The sequence below is a fragment of the Cribrihabitans marinus genome (assembly GCF_900109035.1).
Classification (GTDB): Bacteria; Pseudomonadota; Alphaproteobacteria; order Rhodobacterales; family Rhodobacteraceae; genus Cribrihabitans; species Cribrihabitans marinus.
The window spans coordinates 60,343-80,018 of sequence record NZ_FNYD01000008.1 but is presented as its reverse complement, the minus strand read 5'-3'; the positions used below and the strand labels follow the sequence as shown (position 1 = coordinate 80,018).

Annotated in this window: 23 protein-coding genes; 12 read left to right on the top strand and 11 right to left on the bottom strand. The window is 66.7% G+C overall.

Features of this window, described 5'->3' with window-relative positions; translation table 11 throughout:
* Window positions 1-21: 21 nt before the first annotated feature.
* The 4 genes from lysA to argH form a co-directional block, all read right to left on the bottom strand.
* Window positions 22-1,287 carry a diaminopimelate decarboxylase gene (lysA, locus tag BMX57_RS14000; RefSeq protein WP_092368264.1) on the bottom strand — a complete coding sequence of 422 codons (1,266 nt, stop codon included), beginning with the start codon at window positions 1,285-1,287 and terminating at the stop codon, window positions 22-24.
* 33 nt (window positions 1,288-1,320) lie between these two features.
* On the bottom strand, window positions 1,321-1,635 hold the full coding sequence (locus BMX57_RS13995; RefSeq protein ID WP_092368261.1) for a DUF2834 domain-containing protein: 315 nt from the start codon (window positions 1,633-1,635) through the stop codon (window positions 1,321-1,323).
* 62 nt (window positions 1,636-1,697) lie between these two features.
* Window positions 1,698-1,868 carry a hypothetical protein gene (locus tag BMX57_RS20700; protein WP_177175461.1) on the bottom strand — a complete coding sequence of 57 codons (171 nt, stop codon included), beginning with the start codon at window positions 1,866-1,868 and terminating at the stop codon, window positions 1,698-1,700.
* Window positions 1,869-2,077: 209 nt separating this feature from the next.
* On the bottom strand, window positions 2,078-3,469 hold the full coding sequence (gene argH, locus BMX57_RS13990; RefSeq protein WP_092368258.1) for an argininosuccinate lyase: 1,392 nt from the start codon (window positions 3,467-3,469) through the stop codon (window positions 2,078-2,080).
* Between the two features lie 24 nt (window positions 3,470-3,493).
* Between argH and BMX57_RS13985 the strand changes: the two genes are divergently transcribed.
* The 8 genes from BMX57_RS13985 (at window position 3,494) to BMX57_RS13950 (ending at window position 10,303) form a co-directional block, all read left to right on the top strand.
* Window positions 3,494-4,060 (top strand): TlpA disulfide reductase family protein, encoded by a 567-nt coding sequence (locus tag BMX57_RS13985; protein ID WP_092368255.1) that lies wholly within the window; start codon window positions 3,494-3,496, stop codon window positions 4,058-4,060.
* 90 nt (window positions 4,061-4,150) lie between these two features.
* Entirely contained in the window at window positions 4,151-4,477 is a 327-nt protein-coding gene (locus BMX57_RS13980; protein ID WP_092368252.1) for a hypothetical protein, read from the top strand.
* 62 nt (window positions 4,478-4,539) lie between these two features.
* Window positions 4,540-4,926: a hypothetical protein gene (locus BMX57_RS13975; RefSeq protein ID WP_092368249.1), complete on the top strand. Its 387-nt coding sequence runs from the start codon at window positions 4,540-4,542 to the stop codon at window positions 4,924-4,926.
* Window positions 4,923-5,900 carry a sterol desaturase family protein gene (locus BMX57_RS13970; protein ID WP_092368247.1) on the top strand — a complete coding sequence of 326 codons (978 nt, stop codon included), beginning with the start codon at window positions 4,923-4,925 and terminating at the stop codon, window positions 5,898-5,900. The genes BMX57_RS13975 and BMX57_RS13970 overlap by 4 nt, the downstream gene beginning before the upstream one ends.
* A gap of 64 nt (window positions 5,901-5,964) precedes the next feature.
* Window positions 5,965-6,804: an EAL domain-containing protein gene (locus BMX57_RS13965; protein ID WP_092368244.1), complete on the top strand. Its 840-nt coding sequence runs from the start codon at window positions 5,965-5,967 to the stop codon at window positions 6,802-6,804.
* Between the two features lie 176 nt (window positions 6,805-6,980).
* Entirely contained in the window at window positions 6,981-8,156 is a 1,176-nt protein-coding gene (locus BMX57_RS13960; RefSeq protein ID WP_092368241.1) for an acetyl-CoA C-acetyltransferase, read from the top strand.
* Between the two features lie 173 nt (window positions 8,157-8,329).
* Window positions 8,330-9,052, top strand: a complete 723-nt coding sequence (gene phbB, locus BMX57_RS13955; RefSeq protein ID WP_092368238.1) for an acetoacetyl-CoA reductase — start codon at window positions 8,330-8,332, stop codon at window positions 9,050-9,052.
* A 303-nt stretch (window positions 9,053-9,355) separates the two neighbouring features.
* A complete protein-coding gene (locus tag BMX57_RS13950; RefSeq protein ID WP_092368236.1) occupies window positions 9,356-10,303 on the top strand; it encodes a transcriptional regulator GcvA in 948 nt (315 codons plus the stop codon).
* Window positions 10,304-10,408: 105 nt separating this feature from the next.
* On the opposite strand, the gene BMX57_RS13945 is transcribed toward BMX57_RS13950, so the two are convergent.
* The 3 genes from BMX57_RS13945 to BMX57_RS13935 all read right to left on the bottom strand — a co-directional run bounded on the left by BMX57_RS13945 (window position 10,409) and on the right by BMX57_RS13935 (window position 11,669).
* Complete coding sequence (locus BMX57_RS13945) at window positions 10,409-10,573, bottom strand: YdcH family protein (RefSeq protein WP_092368808.1); 165 nt, start codon at window positions 10,571-10,573, stop codon at window positions 10,409-10,411.
* Between the two features lie 80 nt (window positions 10,574-10,653).
* Window positions 10,654-11,457 carry a tRNA1(Val) (adenine(37)-N6)-methyltransferase gene (locus BMX57_RS13940; protein ID WP_092368233.1) on the bottom strand — a complete coding sequence of 268 codons (804 nt, stop codon included), beginning with the start codon at window positions 11,455-11,457 and terminating at the stop codon, window positions 10,654-10,656.
* Window positions 11,454-11,669, bottom strand: a complete 216-nt coding sequence (locus BMX57_RS13935) for a putative signal transducing protein (protein ID WP_092368230.1) — start codon at window positions 11,667-11,669, stop codon at window positions 11,454-11,456. Before BMX57_RS13935 ends, BMX57_RS13940 begins: the two co-directional genes overlap by 4 nt.
* 56 nt (window positions 11,670-11,725) lie before the next feature.
* On the opposite strand from BMX57_RS13935, the gene BMX57_RS13930 reads away from it, so the two are divergent.
* Entirely contained in the window at window positions 11,726-12,727 is a 1,002-nt protein-coding gene (locus tag BMX57_RS13930; RefSeq protein WP_092368227.1) for a polyprenyl synthetase family protein, read from the top strand.
* On the opposite strand, the gene BMX57_RS13925 is transcribed toward BMX57_RS13930, so the two are convergent.
* From BMX57_RS13925 to soxR, 4 genes are all read right to left on the bottom strand, one after another.
* A complete protein-coding gene (locus tag BMX57_RS13925) occupies window positions 12,720-13,541 on the bottom strand; it encodes a 4-(cytidine 5'-diphospho)-2-C-methyl-D-erythritol kinase (RefSeq protein WP_092368225.1) in 822 nt (273 codons plus the stop codon). The two genes, BMX57_RS13930 and BMX57_RS13925, sit on opposite strands and share 8 nt — an antisense overlap.
* The gene (locus BMX57_RS13920; protein WP_092368222.1) at window positions 13,531-15,210 is read right to left on the bottom strand and encodes a tetratricopeptide repeat protein; all 1,680 of its coding nucleotides are present in this window, start codon (window positions 15,208-15,210) and stop codon (window positions 13,531-13,533) included. The genes BMX57_RS13925 and BMX57_RS13920 overlap by 11 nt, the downstream gene beginning before the upstream one ends.
* 139 nt (window positions 15,211-15,349) lie before the next feature.
* A complete protein-coding gene (locus tag BMX57_RS13915) occupies window positions 15,350-16,999 on the bottom strand; it encodes an electron transfer flavoprotein-ubiquinone oxidoreductase (RefSeq protein ID WP_092368220.1) in 1,650 nt (549 codons plus the stop codon).
* A 125-nt stretch (window positions 17,000-17,124) separates the two neighbouring features.
* Window positions 17,125-17,580, bottom strand: coding sequence for a redox-sensitive transcriptional activator SoxR (gene soxR / locus BMX57_RS13910; protein WP_092368217.1), 456 nt, complete (start codon window positions 17,578-17,580; stop codon window positions 17,125-17,127).
* An 89-nt stretch (window positions 17,581-17,669) separates the two neighbouring features.
* Here soxR and BMX57_RS13905 point away from each other — a divergent pair, with 89 nt between their 5' ends.
* The 3 genes from BMX57_RS13905 to BMX57_RS13895 all read left to right on the top strand — a co-directional run bounded on the left by BMX57_RS13905 (window position 17,670) and on the right by BMX57_RS13895 (window position 19,676).
* Entirely contained in the window at window positions 17,670-18,050 is a 381-nt protein-coding gene (locus BMX57_RS13905; RefSeq protein WP_092368214.1) for a VOC family protein, read from the top strand.
* 131 nt (window positions 18,051-18,181) lie between these two features.
* Window positions 18,182-18,652: a transcription elongation factor GreA gene (gene greA / locus BMX57_RS13900; RefSeq protein WP_092368211.1), complete on the top strand. Its 471-nt coding sequence runs from the start codon at window positions 18,182-18,184 to the stop codon at window positions 18,650-18,652.
* Between the two features lie 13 nt (window positions 18,653-18,665).
* Window positions 18,666-19,676: a hypothetical protein gene (locus tag BMX57_RS13895; RefSeq protein WP_092368208.1), complete on the top strand. Its 1,011-nt coding sequence runs from the start codon at window positions 18,666-18,668 to the stop codon at window positions 19,674-19,676.

Below are 19,676 nucleotides of genomic sequence, written 5' to 3'. Positions count from 1 at the left end.
CAGGCCCGCACCGTCAGGGCGTCAGAGCCATGAAGGTATGGTATCGCGGTTTATCATTTCGTCAAAGGAGGGCCGTGGGCGAATAACCGCGAATTGATCGTCCTTCACCATGACCTCGGGGATCAGCGGGCGGGTGTTGTATTCGCTGGCCATGACCGCGCCATAGGCCCCGGCGCTGCGAAAGGCGACCAGATCGCCGGGTGCGACCGGCGGCATCCCGCGGTTCCGGGCGAAGGTGTCGCCGCTTTCGCAGACCGGGCCGACGATGTCATAGGGGCGCGGCTCGACCCCCGGCGCCGGTTCCGCGACCGGCAGGATGTCGTGATACGCCTCGTACATCGCGGGACGGATCAGGTCGTTCATCGCCGCGTCCAGAATCAGGAAATCGCGGCCCTCGCCCTCTTTCACGTAGATGACAGACGCCACCAGCAGCCCGGCATTCCCGGCGATCAGACGCCCCGGCTCGATCTCGATCTCGCAGCCCAGATGCCCCACCGTGCGCTTGATCAGCGCGCCGTATTCCACCGGCAACGGCGGCGCGGTGTTCGAGCGCTCATAGGGGATGCCCAACCCGCCGCCCAGGTCCAGCCGGCGGATGTCGTGGCCTTCGGCGCGCAGATCTTCGGTCAGTTGCGCCACTTTCCGATAGGCTTGCTCGAACGGTTCCAGCTCGGTCAGTTGCGAACCGATATGCACGTCGATGCCGATCACCTCGATCCCCGGCAGAGACCCGGCATGGGCATAGACCCGGCCCGCGCGCGAGATCGGGATGCCGAACTTGTTCTCGGACTTGCCGGTCGCGATCTTGGCGTGGGTGCGCGCGTCCACATCCGGGTTTACCCGCACGGTGATCGGCGCGACCGTCCCCAGCTCCAGCGCGACCGCGTTCAGCACCTCCAGCTCGGGCTCGGATTCGACGTTGAACTGCCGGATACCACCGGTCAGCGCGGCGCGGATCTCGCCCGCGGTCTTGCCGACACCGGAGAACACGATCTTCTCGCCCGGCACGCCGGCGGCGCGGGCACGGCGGTATTCGCCTTCGGACACCACATCCATCCCGGCCCCGGCCTGTGCCAGTGTCGTCAGGATGGCCTGGTTGCTGGCCGCCTTCATGGCATAGCAGACCAGGTGGTCGGTGCCGTCCAGCGCCTCGTCGAACAGGCGGAAATGCCTCAGGAGCGTGGCGGTGGAGTAGACGTAGAAGGGTGTTCCCACCGCGGCGGCGATCTCGGCGATGGGCACGTCCTCGGCGAAAAGCGCGCCGTCGCGGTAGAGAAAATGGTCCATGACGTTGCGCTTAGACCGGAAGCCGCGCCCGGATCAATGGGGTTTCGCCCGCAGGAACAGCATCAGGGGAAGCCCGCAACTGACCCCGATGCCGAAGGTGGCGGGAATGGCCAGCAGATAGGACCATCGCCCAGTGCGCACGGCTTCGGCCAACACCCAGACCGTCAGCGCAATTGCGGCGATGGTCAGATCCCAGACCAGCCCCGAGCTGGCGGCATTGGCATGCCAGGCATCGACCATGCCTAACAGGTCAAAGCCGTTTTCCCCGAACCAGGTCAGGAAATACCACATGGGATGGATCGCGCCCCAGATCGCCAGGGCAAGGAAGGTCAGGCGCAGCGGGCTCATCTCCGGTCTCCTTTTGCTGACCGGCAACTAGGGCGGATGCGCGGGGCGGCAATCCTGCGTGGTCAGAGGCCCAGGAACACGCTGAGCGGCCCCTTGCTGAGCCCGACGCCGCCGCCGACATGGGCGCCGCTGCTGCCGACGCCCAGATGCGCGTTCAGCGTGGGCTGGATCGGCTCGCCATCGACACCGCAACCGGCCAGCAGGACGGCCATGACAAGCAGCGGTTTTCTCATTGTCGCTCTCCCGATGGATGCGCGGCATGATCCTAGCGGTTTGCGCGCGGCCTGACGAGGGGGTCAGCGCGTGGTCTTGACGCCGACCCGCGCGGATCCCGAGATCGAGATGCCGGTCTTCGGTGCCGCCGTCGGTTCCGGACGCGGAGACGGGCCGGACGGCTCACAAGCTGCCAGAGCGATCAGCGCTGTGCACAGGGCCGCGAGTCTCACGCCAGTTGCTCCCGCCAGCGGACGATCTGCGCCCGCACCTGCGTCGGCGCGGTGCCGCCGTAGGACGTGCGCGAATTGACCGAGTTCTCGACGCCAAGGACATCGAAGACATCTTCGGTGATGCCACCGTGCACCTCCTGCATTTCGGCAAGGTCCAGATCCGGCAGGTCGCAGCCTTTGCCCTCGGCCAGGGCGACCAGCGTGCCGGTGACGTGATGGGCCTCGCGGAACGGCAGGCCCAGAACCCGCACCAGCCAGTCGGCCAGGTCCGTCGCGGTCGAGAATCCCGACCCGGCAGCAGCGGCCAGCGCGTCGCGGTTGCCGCTCATGTCGCGCACCATCCCCTCCATCGCCGCCAGCGCCAGCATCAGGTTGTCGGCGGCGTCAAAGACCTGCTCCTTGTCCTCCTGCATGTCCTTGGAATAGGCCAAGGGCAGCCCCTTCATCACCATCATCAGCGCGGTATTGGCGCCGAAGATGCGGCCGACCTTGGCGCGGATCAGTTCGGCGGCGTCGGGGTTCTTCTTTTGCGGCATGATCGACGAGCCGGTCGAGAACCGATCGCTGAGCGTGACGAAGCGGAACTGCGCAGAGGACCAGATCACCAACTCCTCGGCGAAGCGGCTGAGGTGCATGGCGCAGATCGACGCCGCCGACAGGAACTCCAGCGCGAAATCGCGGTCGCTGACCGCATCCAGCGAGTTTGCCGCGGGCCGGTCGAACCCCAGCGCCTGCGCCGTCATCCCGCGGTCGATGGGAAAGGACGTGCCGGCCAGCGCGGCGGCGCCCAGCGGGCATTCGTTCATGCGCGCCCGCGCGTCGCGGATGCGGGACAGGTCGCGGCCGAACATCTCGACATAGGCCATCATGTGATGCCCCCAGGTGACCGGCTGCGCGGTCTGCAGATGCGTGAAGCCCGGCATCACCCAGTCCGCGCCCGCCTCTGCCTGCGCCAGCAGCGCGCGGATCAGCGCCACCAGTCCGGCATCGGCGGCGTCCAGCTGGTCGCGCACCCACAGCTTGAAATCGGTCGCCACCTGGTCGTTGCGTGACCGCGCCGTGTGCAGCCGGCCGGCGGCCTCGCCGATGATCTCCTTCAGCCGCGCCTCGACATTCATGTGGATGTCCTCGAGCGCGGTGGAGAATTCGAACCGGCCGGCCTCGATCTCTGACAAGACTGTGAGCAGCCCTTTTCCAATCGCCTCGGCATCGCTATCGCTTATGACACCCGTGGCGGCCAGCATGGCGGCATGGGCACGCGACCCGGCGATGTCCTGCGCCGCCATCCGCCGATCGAACCCGATCGAGGCGTTGATCGCCTCCATGATCGCGTCCGGTCCGGCGGCAAAGCGGCCGCCCCACATCTGGTTCGAGGTCGAATCTGTCATCGTGCGGAACCCTTTGGAGGGATTATGAAGAAGCTGTTGATCGCCCTCGTCTATACCGCCCTCGTCTCGGGTGCAAACGCGGGCAGCCCCGACATCGCGGCACTTGAGGCGCTGCGCGAGGGGAACATGAAGAAGCTTGTGTTCCAGTCCGAGCCGAAGCCGGTCTCGGACCTGCCGTTCCAGCTGCAGGATGACGGCGGCGAGGGGCATCTGGCGGATTACCGGGGCAAGTATCTGTTGCTGAATTTCTGGGCCACCTGGTGCGCGCCCTGCCGAAAGGAGATGCCGCAGCTGGACGAGCTGAACGCCGAATTCGGCGGCGACCGGTTCGAGGTGCTGACCCTGGCCACGGGGCGGAATTCGCCCGCCGGCATCGCCAAGTTCTTCGAGGAAAACGGGATCGAGAGCCTGCCGCGCCACCTGGATCCCGGCATGAAGCTCGCGCGCGACATGGCCGTGCTGGGCCTGCCGGTCACGGTCCTGATCGACCCGGAGGGCCAGGAGATCGCGCGGATGCTGGGCGATGCGGAATGGAATTCGGCCAGCGCCAAGGCGATCATCGGCGCGCTTGTGGACGATACCGGCAGCTGACCCCACAGGCGGGCGCTTGGTGCTATACTGGTCGCGACCCGTGCCGGACGGCACCGGGAACAGTAGGACATTGAGCGAAAGGACAGGGCCATGAAACCCGTCGTTCTTCTGATAGGCCGGCTTCCCAACGTGGTGGCCGACGTGGCGCAACAACTGGGCCATCTGCCCATCGAGTGGCTGGGCGCACACGACAAGGCCGAGGTTATCCACCAGCTTGAGTCCGAGCCGCGCATCTCCTGCGTGGTCATGGGCGCGGGGCTGGACGATTCGGTGCGCGGTGCGCTGATCGGCGTGATCGCATCGCGCCGGCCGGACCTGTGCATCCACGTCAAGGACCGCGCATCGGGGCCCGAGGGGCTTCTGCCCTTCGCCGCCCGCGTGGTGCGCCACGAGCTGCTTGAACGGGCGACCGAGTGACGCCACGCCACCTTTGACAGCGCGCCCCCTTCCCGAACAGACTCCATCGGGGAGAGAGGAAGATGCCGCTTGAATTGTTGCTGGGCCTGGTCGTCGGGGGGATCGCCGCAATCGCGGCCCTGCTGCACTGGACCGGCAACTCGCAGCGCAGGGTGATGATGCCCGAGGATGCGCGCGCCGAATGGCACCGGCACTTTCCCGATGACATCATCCGCGCCGTGACGGTCAGCCGCGACGGCCACGCGGCGCTGATCGAGACCGAGACCGGGCCCGGCCTGCTCTGGGCGATGGGCGCCGACACCGTAGGCCGGCATCTGCTGGATTACGACCTGATCGAACATCCCCGCGGGCTGCACGTGGTGTTTCACGACTATACCGCCCCGCGTGCCACGCTGCACCTGACCGAAGACGAGCGCCGCGGCTGGCGCATCCTGACCGAGAGACCATGACCGACCAGTTGACCTATCCCGACGTGGTGCAATGGGCGGTGCCCTTCTTCATCGCCGCGATCCTGGCCGAGCTGTGCTGGATCCTGATCAAACAGCGCGGCGGCCGATACGAGACGCGCGATGCCGTCACTTCGCTGGTCATGGGGGCAGGCAACGTGGCCTCGGGCATCCTGCTGGGCTTCATCGCCTACGGGTTCTTCATGGCCCTGTGGCGGATCACGCCTCTGGACCTTGGCACGTCGGTCTGGGTGGTGCTGCTGTGCTTCGTGCTGGACGACCTGCGCTACTACTGGGTGCATCGCATGGGGCACCGGGTGCGCTGGGTCTGGGCCAGCCACGTGAACCATCATTCCAGCCAGCACTACAACCTGACCACCGCGCTGCGGCAGACCTGGACCGGCACCTTCACCTTCATGATGGTGGTGCGCGCGCCGCTGATTCTGCTGGGCTTCCACCCGGCGATGGTGCTGTTCGTTGGCGGGCTGAACCTGATCTACCAGTTCTGGATCCATACCGAGGCGATCGGCCGGATGCCGCGCTGGTTCGAGGCGGTGATGAACACGCCCAGCCATCACCGCGCCCATCACGGCCGCAATGCCCGTTATCTCGATTGCAACTATGCCGGGGTGCTCATCGTCTGGGACAAGCTGTTCGGGACATTCGTGCCGGAACAGGACCACGACCGCGTGGATTACGGGCTGGTCCATAATATCGGCACGTTCAACCCGATCCGCGTTGCCTTTCACGAGTGGATCGGCGTGTTCCGCGACGTGACCCGGCCGGGGCTGAGCCTGCGCCAGCGGCTGGCCTATGCCTTTGCGCCGCCGGGATACAGCCATGACGGCAGCCGCGACACATCGGAGACGATCAAGGCCAAGCACCTGGCCCGCCACCCCGAGGATCGCGACACGCCCGGCTTTGCCGGTCTGCCGGAGGGTCAGACCGGCGACATTCGAGTCAAATCCGGGCTTTGAGACCTCGTTAACGGCTTTGCGCCAATCTGCCGGTCACGGGAACCGGCCACAGAGGGCGCAATAGATGCGGAAACGTCGCAAGGAGATGCAGGCGCGCGCCGAAGGGGTCGATACCCCGCTGAACGCGGCGATGGCGTCGCGCCAGGCGGATACGCTGAAGATGGCGACCGAGGCGGTGAAACACCGGCAATGCGTCCTGGCCTATCAGCCCGTGATGCAGGCCCGCGCGCCGCATGGCGTGGCCTTCTACGAGGGGTTGATTCGGGTGCTTGACGAGACCGGGCGGATCATCCCCGCCCGCCACTTCATGCCGGTGGTCGAATCCTCGGAAACCGGGCGCGAGCTTGACTGCGTGGCGCTGGCACTTGGCTTGCGGGCCTTGCTGGAGCGGCCCGAGCTGCGGCTGTCGATCAACATGTCGGCCCGGTCGATCGGCTATCGGCGCTGGATGGCGGTGCTGAAGCGCTATCTTCGAATGGATCCCTCCCTGGGCGAGCGGCTGATCCTGGAGATATCGGAAAGCTCGGCCATGACCGTGCCGGAACTCGTCACCGACTTCATGGATCAGCTGCAGCCGCACGGCATCGCCTTCGCGCTCGACGATTTCGGTTCCGGCGCGCTGAAGCCCCGCCATTTCCGCGACTTCTATTTCGACGCGGTCAAGATCGACGGCCAGTTCGTGCGCGGCCTGGGCGAGAACCCCGACAACCTGTCGCTTGTGCGCGCGCTGCTGGCGATGGCGCGCGAATTCGACATGCTGGCGGTGGCGGTCTCGGTCGAGACACAGGCCCAGGCCGAAACCCTGGTCGCCGCCGGTGTCGACTGCCTGCAGGGCTATCTGTTCGGCGCCCCATCGGTCCGCCCACCGTGGGAGGAAGCCGAGCCCGGCAAGCGTCGCGCCTGATCCCGCCCCGAGGCCCGCGCCCGCCCTGAGACAAGCTGTCCGTTGCTGCACTTGCAGCGTTACGTTATGTCACCCCCATCCCGCGGGGGACGGCGCGGACGGCAGGAGCGGGATCGACTCTTGCCTCCTCAGAGGCCAGACTGCCCCCGGACCAAGATGGCAGAGGACCGGATTTCATGACCAACGTAGTAATCGCATCCGCCGCACGCACCGGTGTCGGCAGCTTTGGCGGATCGTTCGCGAATACCCCCGCCCACGACCTGGGCGCAGCGGTGCTGGAGGCGCTGGTGGCGCGCGCCGGCATCGACAAGTCCGAGGTCAGCGAGACCATCCTGGGTCAGGTTCTGACCGCCGCTCAGGGCCAGAACCCGGCCCGGCAGGCGCATATCAACGCCGGCCTGCCGCAGGAAAGCGCGGCCTGGGGAATCAACCAGGTCTGCGGCTCGGGCCTGCGCGCCGTGGCGCTGGGCGCCCAGCACATCCAGCTGGGCGATGCCGAGATCGTCTGCGCCGGCGGACAGGAGAACATGACGCTCAGCCCCCATGCCGCGAACCTGCGCGCCGGGCACAAGATGGGCGACATGAAATACATCGACACGATGATCCGCGACGGCCTGTGGGACGCCTTCAACGGCTATCACATGGGCCAGACGGCCGAGAACGTCGCCGAGAAATGGCAGATCAGCCGCGACCAGCAGGACGAATTCGCGGTGGCGAGCCAGAACAAGGCCGAAGCGGCGCAGAAGGCCGGCAAGTTCGCCGACGAGATCGTGCCCTTCACCATCAAGACGCGCAAGGGCGAGACGGTGATGGACAGCGACGAGTACATCCGCCACGGCGCCACGATGGACGCCATGCAGAAGCTGCGCCCCGCCTTCACCAAGGAGGGCAGCGTGACCGCCGCCAATGCCAGCGGCCTGAACGACGGTGCCGCCGGCGCCCTGCTGATGAGCGCGGAGAACGCCGAGAAGCGCGGCATCGAGCCGCTGGCGCGCATCGCCTCCTATGCCACGGCCGGGCTGGACCCGTCGATCATGGGCGTCGGGCCGATCCATGCCAGCCGCAAGGCGCTGGAAAAGGCCGGCTGGTCGGTCGACGACCTGGACCTGGTCGAGGCCAACGAGGCCTTTGCCGCCCAGGCCTGCGCGGTGAACAAGGATATGGGGTGGGATCCGTCGATCGTGAACGTGAACGGCGGCGCCATCGCCATCGGCCACCCGATCGGCGCCAGCGGCGCGCGGGTCCTGAACACCCTGCTGTTCGAGATGAAGCGCCGCAATGCCAAGAAGGGCCTCGCCACGCTCTGCATCGGCGGCGGCATGGGGGTCGCGCTCTGCGTGGAGCGCCCGTGACCGGCGCTTGATGCGGAACCTCAATGGGCGCTTTCGGGCGCCTTTTTCTTTAACCGGCAGAAAGGCGCGCGGGGACGAGGCCGACGCGGCGGATCGCCCGGAAACTTAATTGCGCCACGGGGGCGCAGCCGATAACAAGATTACCAAGTCAAATCAAACTGGAGGGCACTCACATGGCACGTACAGCACTCGTCACCGGCGGCAGCCGCGGAATCGGCGCGGCAATTTCCAAGGCGCTGAAGGCCGACGGCTATAACGTGGCCGCGACCTACGCGGGCAACGACGAGGCTGCCGCAAGCTTCACCGAGGAAACCGGCATCAAGACCTACAAGTGGAATGTCGGCGACTACGCGGAAAGCAAGGCCGGCATCGAGAAGGTCGAGGCCGAGGTCGGCCCGATCGACGTGGTGGTCGCCAATGCCGGCATCACCCGCGACGCGCCGTTCCACAAGATGACGCCCGAACAGTGGCAGCAGGTCATCGACACCAACCTCACGGGCGTGTTCAACACCGTGCACCCGGTCTGGCCCGGCATGCGCGAGCGCAAGTTCGGCCGGGTCATCGTGATCAGCTCGGTCAATGGCCAGAAGGGCCAGTTCGCACAGGTCAACTATGCCGCGACCAAGGCCGGCGACATCGGCATCGTGCGCTCGCTGGCACAGGAGGGCGCGCGCGCCGGGATCACCGCCAACGCGGTCTGCCCCGGCTATATCGCAACCGAGATGGTGATGGCGGTGCCGGAAAAGGTGCGCGAGGCGATCATCAGCCAGATTCCCGCCGGCCGGCTGGGCGAACCGGAAGAGATCGCGCGCTGCGTGGCCTTCCTGGCCTCGGACGATGCACAGTTCATCAACGGCTCGACGATCAGCGCAAACGGCGCGCAGTTCTTCGGCTGAGCCGGATCCCTTGGGACTCACAGGGCCGGCCCCATTCGGGGCCGGCCCGTCTTCATCCCGTAAGAACGCGCGCGCTGCGCTCAGCGGGAACCAAACAGCCAGAGCCATGCAGTGCGGGCGGCGCGGGCCCGCTCCAGATGGGCCTGACGAAAGGCGGCGTGAATGCGCTTGTCCGGGGCCGTTTCGATCATCGCAATCTCCGTTTCAGATAAGTTCATTTTGACTTGAAACGAATATGCGCCCTATTCTGAAACCGCACAAACGAGAGTTTTACGCGTTTCAGTTCAGGAATTCTTGACCGTTATGAGCGACCGCCTGCCCCCTCTGACCGCCCTGCGCGCATTCGATGCAGCGGCGCGGCACATGTCCTTTGCCAAGGCCGCCGAAGAGCTGGCGGTCACGCCCGCCGCGCTCTCCTTTCAGATCAAGTCGCTGGAGGAGCACCTGGGAACGCCCCTGTTCCGACGCCTGAACCGCGCCGTCGCCCTGACCGAGGCCGGACAGGCCCTGGCCCCCGGCGCGGAGGAGGGGTTTCGCGCACTGGCCCAGGCGTGGCGCCAGGTGCGTCGCCTGCGCGACAACACCACCCTGACCGTGACCGCCGGTCCGGCGCTGACGGCGAAATGGCTGGCCCCGCGGCTTTATGACTTTGCCCGGAGCCATCCCGAGATCGACCTGCGGTTCTCGGCCACCTTGCGGATCATGGACCTGGAACGCGACGACGTGGATGTGGCGATCCGGTTCGGCCACGGCAGCGATGACGGGCTCTATTCGGTGCAGGTGCGCAAGGAGTGGATGACGCCGGTGATGACGCCCGAGCTGGCCCGGCAATATCCCACGCCCGAAAGCCTGCGTGAGGCGCCGCTGATCTTCGACGATTCGATCTCGTTCCTCGACCCGCCCTGCGACTGGCCGGCATGGTTCCGGGCGGTGGGGATTGACCATCGGCCGACGCATGGCACGCATTTCTCGAATGCCGATCACGCCATCGACGGGGCGGTTGCCGGACTGGGGGTCGCGCTGGGGCGGCGTCCCATGATCCTCAAGGACCTCGAGGAGGGGAGATTGGTCGCGCCGTTCAAGCTTGCCATCGAAACCGATGCGCGCTTCCGGTTCCTGTGCCTGAAGGGTGCCGAGACACGGCCGCAGATCGCCGCATTCCGCGACTGGTTCCTGGCCGAAATCGACCGGACGGCCCACCTGTCCGACGGGTTCACCGTCGTTCCGGTCGTGAGCCTCGGAGATTCATGAGGCCGTCATTGTCATGAGGGATCGCGCGGCGTGGCACGGCCAGTCGCGCGCGGAACAGCCTGCCGGCGCAAGGTCATCGGGCCAGTGCGCCGCCAGGCAGGTCGGTCAGGCCGACAGACGTTCGATCTCTTCCTTCAGTTTGAGCTTCTGCTTCTTGAGCTGCGAGATCGTCAGGTCGTCGGTGCCAGGGGACCGCTGCGCCTCTTCCACTTGGGTACTGAGATTTTCATGCTTTCTCTTCAGTTCCGTCAGGTGTGCGCTCAAGCTCATGACGATCCTCCATTGGTTGATGACGTCCCGAGTTGAGCATATCGCGCTGGTGCTGTCACGCCGCAGCCGCATGGTTTCTGTCACGAAAGCGACATATTGCGCGGACGCGCCGCAGTCGCTTCGGGCCAGGGCAACGGTGCGGCGGCGCGCAGAACGGCGGTGATTTCGGCGCGGTAGCTTTCACCGTCGCGCGTATGCCGAACGCCCTCGTGCAGGACCAGCGGCGGATGCAGCCGGAATGCCGCGCGCCCGCCCTTGCGCGCGCGCAGAATCACCAGTTCCGCGCCGCGCCCCGCTCGCGGCGCAAGCGGCAGAACCTCGAGCGAGCCCAGTCGGGCGGCGCAGGCGGTCAGCATCTCGGGCAGGCGATCAGCGCGCTGGATCATGTTCAGGACCCCGCGCGGAGCCAGCCTTCGCGCCGCGACCTCGATCCAGGTTTCCAGCGCGGTTTCGCCCCCCAGGGCGATCCGCCGACCGCTGTCCCGCGCCGGGCTGTGGGCGCCGGCCCGGTAGTAGGGCGGGTTGGCGATGACATGATCGAACTGCCGCTGGCGCAGGTCGGCGGGAAGCTGCGCCAGGTCGGCCTCGACAACCTCGAAATCCAGTCCGTTGCGATCCCCGTTGCGGCGGGCCAGCGCGGCATAGTCCGGCTGCAGCTCCAGCCCGGTCAGGCGCAGGCTCGGCACGCGGGCGCCGAGACATAAACCCGCCGCGCCCGCCCCGCAGCCCAGATCCAGAACCGACTGCCCCCCGCGGGCCGGGACCGCGGCCGCCAGGAATACCGGATCGACCCCCGCGCGATACCCGTGCCGGGGTTGCCACAGGTGCAGCCGCCCACCCAGAAAGGCATCGCAGGACAGGTCGTCATCGGTGAATCCGGTCACGAGTTCAGCGGGATGTCATTGTCCCGGACCACCCGCAGCGCGCGGTCATAATCGCCGGTGCGCACCATCAGGCGGCGAGGGAAGACCCCGATACCGCCTTCGAGGATGCTCATGTTTACGTCCATCTGAAAGCAGTCTATATCCTCGCCCTCAAGAAGGGCGGACGCAAAGGCCATGACGGTGGGATCCGTGCTGCGCAGAAGTTCCTTCATGGGGATGGATCTAAGGGCAAGGCGCGGTGCATGTCGAGCCTTGTAGCGGGAGTTTGATGGATATCGCCACCAGGGTCGCGAAACCGCACGAGGAACTGGCGGACCTGCTTGCCGACGAGCTGCAGGCGGTCAACGCGCTGATCCGCCGGCGCATGGCCTCGGAACATGCCCCCCGCATCCCCGAAGTGACCGCGCACCTGGTCGAGGCCGGCGGCAAGCGGCTGCGGCCGATGCTGACGCTGGCGGCGGCACGCCTGTTCGAATATGACGGTGACCACCATCTGCGGCTGGCCGCGACGGTCGAGTTCATCCACACTGCCACCCTGCTGCATGACGACGTGGTGGACGAAAGCGCACAGCGCCGCGGGCGGCCGACCGCGAACCTTCTGTGGGACAACAAGTCGAGCGTCCTTGTGGGTGACTACCTCTTTGCCCGCAGCTTTCAGTTGATGGTCGAGACCGGATCGCTGCGGGTGCTGGACATCCTGTCCAATGCCGCGGCCACGATCGCCGAGGGCGAAGTGCTGCAGATGACCGCGGCCACCGACCTGGGCACCGACGAAGGCGTCTATCTGCAGGTGGTGCGCGGCAAGACCGCGGCGCTGTTCTCCGCCGCGACCGAGGTGGGCGGGGTGATTTCCGGGGCGTCCGAGCAAGAGGTACGGGCGCTGTTCGACTATGGCGACGCGCTGGGCATCGCCTTCCAGATCGCCGATGACCTGCTGGACTATCAGGGTGACGCCAAGACCACCGGCAAGAACGTGGGCGACGACTTTCGCGAGCGCAAGCTGACCCTGCCGGTGATCAAGGCCGTGGCGCAGGCCACAGCCGAAGAGCGGGCGTTCTGGCAGCGCACCATCGAAAAGGGCCAACAGGCCGAGGGCGACCTGGACCACGCCCTGGCGCTGATGGAGAAATACGGCACGCTGGAGGCGACGCGCCGGGACGCGCTGGGCTGGGCCGAGAAGGCCAAGGCCGCGCTGGGCGCCCTGCCCGACCATCCGGTGCGCCGCATCCTGCACGAGTTGGCCGATTACGTGGTGGCGCGGCTTACCTGAGCTCGGTGGCGTAGCACCACCAGTCCGGGTGTTCCGCCCCGATCTCGTAGGCCGCCGCATGCGCGGCCTTCATCGTCGGATAGAGTGCGAAACAGGTCGATCCAGACCCGGACATGCGGGCAATCAGCACCTCGGAAGTACGCCGAAGGTCTGCCAGCGCCCGGTCGATCACCGGCGCGATCCCGATGGCCGGGACTTCCAGATCGTTGCGTTGATCCTTCAGCCAATCCGCGCAATCCGGGGGGGCTTCGAAATCCGGGATCTGCGCGGGCATCCCAGGGTTGTCGCGCCGGGCCAGCGCCGAGAAAACCGACCCCGTGGGCACATGCGCACCGGGATTGACCAGCAGCGCGGGCAATGCGGGCAACCCGACCGGCGCGATCCGTTCGCCGATCCCCTGCATCCGCGCAGCGCGGACGAGCCGGCACACAGGAACATCAGCCCCAAGCGACACCGGCAGACCCTCCGGCACGGATATGCCACACGCCTCCAGCGCCCGCAGCACGGCCGCCGCGTCCGCGGACCCGCCGCCAAGCCCGGCCCCGTGCGGCAGCACCTTGTCCAGCGCGATATGCCCGGTCCAGCCCAGCGCCTCGGCCGCGCGCCGGGCCAGGTTGCGCGCGTCCGTGGGCACGCCATCCGAACAGGTGCCGGTGACCTCGAGCGACAGATCGGCGCCCGGCGTCAGCAGCAACCGGTCACCGATATCGGCAAACGCCACCAGCGAATCGAGCAGGTGGTATCCATCCGCGCGCTGGCCGGTGACATGCAGGGTCAGGTTGATCTTGGCCGGCGCAAAGGCCTCAGCCGTCATTGGCAACCCTGAGCGGCGGTGACCCTTCTTCGGCCAGCACCGCGTCCAGCCCTGCGTCCAGCTTGCGGCGGATGCGGTCGGGATCGGCCTCGCCGTCGCTGTCCTCGGGGTCGATGAAGGACAGCGCGCGGCTCCATTGGAACTCGGCCTCGCGATAGCGGCCGACCGCCCAGTAGACATCGCCAAGGTGATCGTTGACCACCGGATCCACCGGCATCAGTTCCACCGCGCGCTCCATATGCGCGACCGCCTCGTCATAGCGGCCCAGCCGGAACAGCACCCAGCCGAGGCTGTCCACGATATAGCCGCTGTCGGGGCGGGCGGCGACGGCGCGCTCGATCATCTCCAGCGCCTCGTCCAGATCGGTCTGCTTTTCGACCAGCGAATAACCGAGATAGTTCAGAACCTGCGGCTGGTCGGGGTTCAGCTCCAGCGCGGCGCGGAAATCGGCCTCGGCCTCGGTCCAGTTGTCCAGCCGCTCGTAGCAGATCCCGCGCGCATAGAGGACGAACCAGCGGCTGCGCACCCCGTCATCGGACAGGTCCAGCGCCCGGTTATAGGCTTCGACCGCCTCGGCATATCGCTCCTCCTGGCGCAGCAGGTCGCCCAGCGAGGAGTGCACGATCGCAAGGTCGGGAAAATCCTGCGCCAGTTGCTCCAGAACCTCGATCGCCGCGTCCGGCTTCGCCGCGCGCCGTAGCGCCTCGGCACGGCCAAGCTCGGCGGCGTAGTGATCGGGGCTGTCCTGCGGCACCTTCTTGTAGGTCGCCACGGCCAGGTCGTATTGCCCCATATTGTCCAGAAGCTCGGCGGTGAGCAAAAGGGCGTCGATGTGGTCGGGGCGCAGGAAACCGGCCGTGCGGATGTAGATGAGCGCATAGTCCTCCGACGTCTCGCCATTGAGCGCCGCGCCGATGGTGAAGAACACATCGGCCATGCCGTCCCGCACATCGCGCACCTGCGAGAATGGCAGGCGCTCTCCGTCCCTCAGACGCCCGGCGACCTCGGCCAGGGCCGGGTCGCTGCGGGTGCCGAACGTGTCGGCCATGATCTCCAGCGCGCGGTCGTTCCGGTCGAGCTGCGACAGGATCTCGGCCCGCGCGATGGCGGCCCGGCGCGACAGGGTGGTCAGTTGCGGATCGTTGGCGGCAAAGATCGCCTCGGCCCCCTCGAAATCCCCGACCGAGGCCAGGGCCATCGCCTTGTGATAGAGCGCAAAGACCCGCAGCCCGTTCTCCTTGGCGACGGCATCGAACTGCTCCAGCGCCTTGCTGACCGCGCCGGTGCCCAGATGCGCCCAGGCCGTCAACAGCCCGTCGACCAGCGGCCCGATGCCCTGGCGCGCGGGGTCACGGGCCAGAAGCGCCTCGAATTCTCCGGACGCGATCAGGTTGGCGGCCACGACGACATGCGCCACCTGGCTGCGCAGCCCTTCGGCCTCCATCTTCTGCGCGACGGCAAAGGCCCGGTCGATCTGTCCCAGCGCCAACTGGGACGTCACCAGGTTCTCCATCAGCGCGGGATTGCCCGGATCAACCGACAGCGCGCGGGAGTAGTAGCGCGCAGCCGCGTCATAGTCGCTCTTGTGCACGGCCTGGCGGCCGGCGAGATACGCCCCCGCGCCCCCGTCTGCACGGGCGGGCGCCGGCACGGTGAGGACAAGGGCCATCGCGGCTGCGGCCGCGGATCTGACGAGGAATGTCACCTGAGATCTGCCTGTTCTGAACACTCGCGCGCAAAACTAGGCGCAAGTTGCGCAAGAGGCAATGGCGCCCGCTTCACAGGGGCGCCATCTGCCGGTTTGCCGCCTACATATTCGGGTAATTCGGCCCGTCGCCACCCTGCGGCGTCACCCAGTTGATGTTCTGGCTGGGATCCTTGATGTCGCAGGTCTTGCAGTGCACGCAGTTCTGGAAGTTGATGACGAACCGCGGGTCCTTGCCGTCTTCGGTCACCACCTCGTAGACACCCGCCGGGCAATAGCGCTGCGCCGGCTCGGCATATTTCGGAAGGTTGACCGAGATCGGCACCTCGGGATCCTTCAGCCGCAGGTGGCAGGGCTGGTTCTCCTCGTGGTTGGTCATCGAGAAGGACACGTTGGTCAGACGGTCGAAGCTCAGCTTGCCGTCGGGCTTGGGATAGTCGAAGGGCGTGTGCTTGGATGCATCCTCGGTCGCCGCGGCGTCGGTCTTGCCGTGGCCCAGTGTGCCGAAGAGCGAAAAGCCCAGCGTGTTGGTCCACATGTCCAGCCCGCCCAGCGCCAGCGAGGCGGTCAGCCCCCATTTCGACCACATCGGCTTGACGTTGCGCACCTTCTTCAGGTCGGCCCCGATGGCGCCGCCGCGCACCGCCTCTTCATAGGCGCTCAGCTCGTCGCCGCCGCGCTCGGCCTTGATCGCGTCAAAGGCCGCCTCGGCCGCCGCCTTGCCGCTGAGCATGGCGTTGTGGTTGCCCTTGATACGCGGCACGTTGACCATGCCCGCCGCACAGCCCAGCAGCGCCACGCCGGGCGCCACCAGTTTCGGCAGCGACTGCCAGCCGCCCTCGGTGATGGCGCGGGCGCCATAGGCCACGCGCTTGCCGCCCTTGAGAAGGTCCGCCACCAGCGGATGATGCTTGAACCGCTGGAACTCCATGTAGGGGAACAGGTGCGGGTTCTTGTAGTTCAGGTGAACTACGAAGCCCACATAGACCTGGTTGTTGTCCAGGTGATAGATGAACGACCCGCCGCCTGCGTTGCCGCCCAGCGGCCAGCCCATCGTGTGGGTGACGCTGCCCGGCTTGTGCTTGTCCGGGTCGATCTCCCAGATTTCCTTCATGCCCAGGCCGTATTTCTGCGGCTCCTTGCCGGCGGAAAGGTCGTATTTGGCAATCACTTCCTTGCTGAGCGACCCGCGCACGCCCTCGCCCAGGAACACGTATTTGCCGTGCAGCTCCATCCCCGGCTCGTATCCCGGCCCAGGTGTGCCGTCGGGGTTCTTGCCGAACTCGCCCGCGACGACGCCCTTGACCTCGCCCTTGTCGCCATAGACCAGTTCCGAGCAGGCCATGCCGGGGAAGATCTCGACGCCCAGCTCCTCGGCCTGTTCGGCCATCCAGCGGCAGACATTGCCCATGCTGACGATGTAATTGCCGTGGTTGTCCATCAGCGGCGGCATCGGCCAGGTCGGGATGCGCAGCTTGCCCGCCTCGCCCAGCATGTAGAAATTGTCCTCGGTCACGGGGACATTGAGCGGCGCGCCCTTCTCCTTCCAGTCCGGAATCAGCGCATCCAGCCCGCAGGGGTCCAGCACCGCGCCCGACAGGATATGCGCGCCGACCTCGGAGCCCTTTTCCAGCACGACCACGTTCAGCTCGGCATCCAGTTGCTTGAGGCGGATGGCTGCGGACAGACCGGATGGTCCCGCGCCGACGATCACCACGTCGTATTCCATCGCTTCGCGTTCAATCTCGGCCATCGCGGGCTCCTTGTCTGAGTGTCTGCTGTCGCCGGTCGGGCGCAATTTTGTTACCCGGCTGATTACCTGTTGCCGAAACCCCGGGTCAATGAAAACACGGCGTAACGGTTCTGCAATGCGGCTGATCAGGCCTCGGGCCGGTCCCCCATCAGATAGCGCGGCCCTGCCCCGCGTTCATTTGCCCGGTCGCCCGGATTGTAGAGCGCACAATTGGGCAGGCTCAGGCATCCGCAGCCGATGCAGCCGTCCAGATTGTCCCGCAGCCGCACCAGCGTCTCGATTCGCTGGTCCAGGTGTGTGCGCAGCCCGGCGCCGATCCGCGCCCAGTCCTCGGGCGTCGGGGTGCGGCCTTGCGGCAGGCCGGCCAGAACCTCGCGGATCTGCGGCAGCGACAGGCCGAACTGCTGGGCGATCATCACAAAGCTCAGCCGGCGGATATCGGCACGCTGAAAGCGCCGCTGCCCGCCGGGGTTGCGCCACGGCGCGATCAGCCCCTGCGCCTCGTAATAGCGGATGGCCGAGACCGCCAGACCCGTGCGCCTGGCCAGCGCCCCGATCGACAGCCCTTCGGATGCTGGCATGACCGTTCTCCCAATTCTCCTTGACCTCAAGTTAGGTTTAGAAACTACGGTGAGTCGCGGCAACCGGATTCAGCAGAAAGGAACATCGCATGACTGCCACGCTTGAACATATCAACCTGACCGTCCGTGACCCCAAACTGACCGCCGCATGGCTGGAACGGGTGTTCGGATGGGAAACCCGCTGGGAAGGTGCGGCAATGAACGCAGGTTATACGGTCCATGTGGGCGACGCCGAGACCTATCTGGCGCTCTACGCGCCGCAGGCGGCCAAGGCATCGGGCGAAAGCAGCTACACCACCGTGGGCGGGCTCAACCATGTGGGCGTGGTGGTCGACGATCTCGACGCCGTCGAGGCGCGGGTCCGCGAGGCCGGGTTCAAGCCGAAGAACCACGGCGATTACGAACCCGGCCGCCGGTTCTATTTCCACGACCGGGACGGGATCGAGTTCGAGGTGGTCTCCTACACCTAGGCCGCATTTCGCGCGCGCCCCGCGCATCCCCCTTGCATTCCGCCTCGTGATTGGTTCAGGTATTTGCCAACCCTAACTGTCGCCCCGGCGCATCGCGCGGCGGGGCGACGCAATTTATGCGTGGACCAGTCATGGAAAAGATACCGATGACCCCAGCGGGATTCGCCGCGCTTGAGTCCGAACTGAAGCAGCTCAAGTCCGTCGAGCGCCCCGCCATAATCAAGGCAATCGCCGAAGCCCGCGAGCATGGCGACCTGTCCGAAAACGCCGAATACCACTCGGCCCGCGAAAAGCAGTCCTTCATCGAGGGTCGCATCAAGGAGCTCGAAGGCGTGCTGTCGCTTGCCGAGGTGATCGACCCGGCGAAACTGTCCGGCAACATCAAGTTCGGCGCGCGCGTCACCCTGGTGGACGAGGACACCGAGGAAGAGAAGACCTGGCAGATCGTGGGCGAGCACGAGGCGAATATCGAAAGCGGGCTGCTCAACATCAAGTCGCCCATCGCCCGCGCCCTGATCGGCAAGGACGAGGGCGACAGCGTCGAGGTCAAGACCCCCGGCGGGGTCCGCTCCTACGAGGTTCTGACCATCGAGTACGCTTGACGGAGCAAGGCCCATGTCCGGCAAGACGCCCGACCAGACATCGAAAAAGCCCACGTCGCTGGGCGTCTACGACAAGCCACGGCGCCCCGCGATCACCGAGATCGAGGTTGTGGCCATCGCCCTCAGCGCCGTGTGGCTGCTGGGCGCGGTCATCTTCTTCGCGGTGATGCCGTCGGATGACGGGACCGGCGGTGTCGGGCTTCTGGTGACGATGCTGGCGATCTTCATGCCGGTGGCGATGATCTGGGTCGCGGCCACCGCGGCGCGGGCCAGCCGGGTGATGCGCGAGGAAAGCCAGCGCCTGCAGGCGGCGATCGACGCGATCCGTCACGCCTATGTCACCCAGCAGCAGAGGTCGGTCGTCACCAGCGAGCCCTCGGTGGCGCGCAAGCTGGACGAGATCGCCGAGGCGACGCGCAAGACCGAATCCGCGCTGGCCACCTTCTCGACCACGCGGCGCGGCACGGTACGGCCGGTCGCGGCCCCTCTCGGCGAGGCGGCCACCGACCAGGGCAGCCTGGCACTGGGCACCCCGGCCGACGAGCTGGGCGAGCCGCTGACCACCGACGATTTCATCCGCGCCCTCAACTTCCCGGAAACCGCCGAGGATTCCGTGGGTTTCGCCGCCTTGCGCCGGGCGTTGAGGGACCGCAAGGCCGCGCAGCTGATCCAGGCCTCGCAGGACGTGCTGACCCTGCTCAGCCAGGACGGCATCTACATGGACGACCTGCGTCCCGACCTGTCGCGCCCCGAGATCTGGCGGCAGTTCGCGCAAGGCGTCCGCGGTCGGGTCATCGCGCCGCTGGGCGGGGTGCGCGACCGCTCGTCCCTGGCGCTGACGGCGGGACGGATGAAGCAGGATCCGATCTTTCGCGATGCGGCGCATCACTTCCTGCGGCTGTTCGACCGGATGATCTCGGACTTCGCGGAAAACGCCAGCGACGCCGAGATCACGGCGCTCAGCGACACGCGCACGGCGCGCGCCTTCATGCTGTTGGGGCGGGTCGCCGGCACGTTCGACTGA

Bases quoted from the DNA above. Each gene is read 5' to 3' on its own strand.
- lysA (WP_092368264.1), bottom strand. From the start codon at position 1,287: ATGGACCATTTTCTCTACCGCGACGGCGCGCTTTTCGCCGAGGACGTG.
- BMX57_RS13995 (WP_092368261.1), bottom strand. From the start codon at position 1,635: ATGAGCCCGCTGCGCCTGACCTTCCTTGCCCTGGCGATCTGGGGCGCG.
- BMX57_RS20700 (WP_177175461.1), bottom strand. From the start codon at position 1,868: ATGAGAAAACCGCTGCTTGTCATGGCCGTCCTGCTGGCCGGTTGCGGT.
- argH (WP_092368258.1), bottom strand. From the start codon at position 3,469: ATGACAGATTCGACCTCGAACCAGATGTGGGGCGGCCGCTTTGCCGCC.
- BMX57_RS13985 (WP_092368255.1), top strand. From the start codon at position 3,494: ATGAAGAAGCTGTTGATCGCCCTCGTCTATACCGCCCTCGTCTCGGGT.
- BMX57_RS13980 (WP_092368252.1), top strand. From the start codon at position 4,151: ATGAAACCCGTCGTTCTTCTGATAGGCCGGCTTCCCAACGTGGTGGCC.
- BMX57_RS13975 (WP_092368249.1), top strand. From the start codon at position 4,540: ATGCCGCTTGAATTGTTGCTGGGCCTGGTCGTCGGGGGGATCGCCGCA.
- BMX57_RS13970 (WP_092368247.1), top strand. From the start codon at position 4,923: ATGACCGACCAGTTGACCTATCCCGACGTGGTGCAATGGGCGGTGCCC.
- BMX57_RS13965 (WP_092368244.1), top strand. From the start codon at position 5,965: ATGCGGAAACGTCGCAAGGAGATGCAGGCGCGCGCCGAAGGGGTCGAT.
- BMX57_RS13960 (WP_092368241.1), top strand. From the start codon at position 6,981: ATGACCAACGTAGTAATCGCATCCGCCGCACGCACCGGTGTCGGCAGC.
- phbB (WP_092368238.1), top strand. From the start codon at position 8,330: ATGGCACGTACAGCACTCGTCACCGGCGGCAGCCGCGGAATCGGCGCG.
- BMX57_RS13950 (WP_092368236.1), top strand. From the start codon at position 9,356: ATGAGCGACCGCCTGCCCCCTCTGACCGCCCTGCGCGCATTCGATGCA.
- BMX57_RS13945 (WP_092368808.1), bottom strand. From the start codon at position 10,573: ATGAGCTTGAGCGCACACCTGACGGAACTGAAGAGAAAGCATGAAAAT.
- BMX57_RS13935 (WP_092368230.1), bottom strand. From the start codon at position 11,669: ATGAAGGAACTTCTGCGCAGCACGGATCCCACCGTCATGGCCTTTGCG.
- BMX57_RS13930 (WP_092368227.1), top strand. From the start codon at position 11,726: ATGGATATCGCCACCAGGGTCGCGAAACCGCACGAGGAACTGGCGGAC.
- BMX57_RS13925 (WP_092368225.1), bottom strand. From the start codon at position 13,541: ATGACGGCTGAGGCCTTTGCGCCGGCCAAGATCAACCTGACCCTGCAT.
- BMX57_RS13920 (WP_092368222.1), bottom strand. From the start codon at position 15,210: ATGGCCCTTGTCCTCACCGTGCCGGCGCCCGCCCGTGCAGACGGGGGC.
- BMX57_RS13915 (WP_092368220.1), bottom strand. From the start codon at position 16,999: ATGGCCGAGATTGAACGCGAAGCGATGGAATACGACGTGGTGATCGTC.
- soxR (WP_092368217.1), bottom strand. From the start codon at position 17,580: ATGCCAGCATCCGAAGGGCTGTCGATCGGGGCGCTGGCCAGGCGCACG.
- BMX57_RS13905 (WP_092368214.1), top strand. From the start codon at position 17,670: ATGACTGCCACGCTTGAACATATCAACCTGACCGTCCGTGACCCCAAA.
- greA (WP_092368211.1), top strand. From the start codon at position 18,182: ATGGAAAAGATACCGATGACCCCAGCGGGATTCGCCGCGCTTGAGTCC.
- BMX57_RS13895 (WP_092368208.1), top strand. From the start codon at position 18,666: ATGTCCGGCAAGACGCCCGACCAGACATCGAAAAAGCCCACGTCGCTG.